The organism is Mesorhizobium sp. M1A.F.Ca.IN.020.06.1.1 (genome assembly GCF_004023265.1).
Classification (GTDB): domain Bacteria; phylum Pseudomonadota; class Alphaproteobacteria; order Rhizobiales; family Rhizobiaceae; genus Mesorhizobium.
Genome location: NZ_RZSR01001330.1, coordinates 1 through 1,216, shown reverse-complemented (window position 1 = coordinate 1,216; position 1,216 = coordinate 1). Strand labels below are relative to the sequence as shown.

The window sequence follows — 1,216 nt, the reverse complement described above, 5'->3', positions numbered from 1 at the left end:
GCCACAGGGCCGCGTGAAAGAAGACTATTTTGACCAATGAAAATCAGGCGGACCAGAACGGTTTCGCTACCCTTGGAATCACCGGCGCGCTGCTCAAGGCCGCCAATGCCGCCGGCTTCACGGATCCGAAGCCGATCCAGGTGCAGGCGATCCCGCCGCAGATCGAAGGCCGCGACATATTCGGCATTGCTCAGACCGGTTCGGGCAAGACGGCGGCTTTCGCGCTGCCGATCCTGTCGAAGATCATCGGGCTCGGCACGAAGCGCCGGCCAAAGACGGCGCGCGCGCTGATCCTGGCGCCGACACGCGAGCTAGCGGTACAGATCGAGGACACCATCAAGCTGCTCGCCAAGGGCGCGCACATCTCGACCGCGCTCGTGCTCGGCGGCGTCTCCCGCTACAGCCAGGTGAAGAAGATCGCACCCGGCGTCGATATCCTGATCGCCACGCCCGGCCGGCTGACCGACCTGGTGCGGGAAGGCGACCTCATCCTTGCCGATACCAAATGGCTGGTGCTCGATGAGGGCGACCGCATGCTCGACATGGGCTTCATCAACGACGTCAAGCGCATCGCCAAGGCGACCGCGCCGAACCGCCAGACCGCGCTGTTCTCGGCCACCATGCCGAACGAGATCGCGGAACTCGCCAAGGGCTTGCTGAAGGACGCCGTCCGCATCGAAGTCTCCCCGCAGAGCACGACGGCGGCCGAGATCGTGCAAAGCGTGGTGCTTGCCCGCACCAAGCAGAAGCGCCAAGTGCTGTCCAAGATGCTGGCCGACGAGGCGATGCGCTCGGTCATTGTGTTCTCGCGCACCAAGCATGGCGCCGACCGCGTCACCAAGGACCTTGCCCGCGACGGCTTCGACGCCGCAGTGATCCACGGCAACAAGTCGCAGAACGCGCGTCAGAAGGCGCTCAACGATTTCCGCGACGGCTCGGTGCGTATTTTGGTGGCGACCGATATCGCCGCGCGCGGCATCGACGTCCCAGGCATCAGCCATGTCGTGAATTTCGACTTGCCGGACGAAGCGGAGAGCTATGTCCACCGTATCGGCCGTACCGGCCGCAACGGCAGGGACGGCATCGCGATCACGCTTTGCGATCCATCGGAGAACGGCAAGCTGCGGCAGGTCGAGCGCATCATCCGCATGAAGCTTCCGGTCATTGCCGATCATCTCGGCAGTCCCGACCCGCAGCGCGATCCGAAGGAAAGGAC

At 64.3% G+C, this 1,216-nt stretch carries 1 protein-coding gene; it reads left to right on the top strand.

From position 1 onward, the window contains the following. Positions 1 to 29: 29 nt before the first annotated feature. Positions 30 to 1,216 (top strand): DEAD/DEAH box helicase (locus EOA60_RS33730; RefSeq protein WP_164899795.1); only part of this gene is annotated, 1,187 nt, incomplete at its 3' end.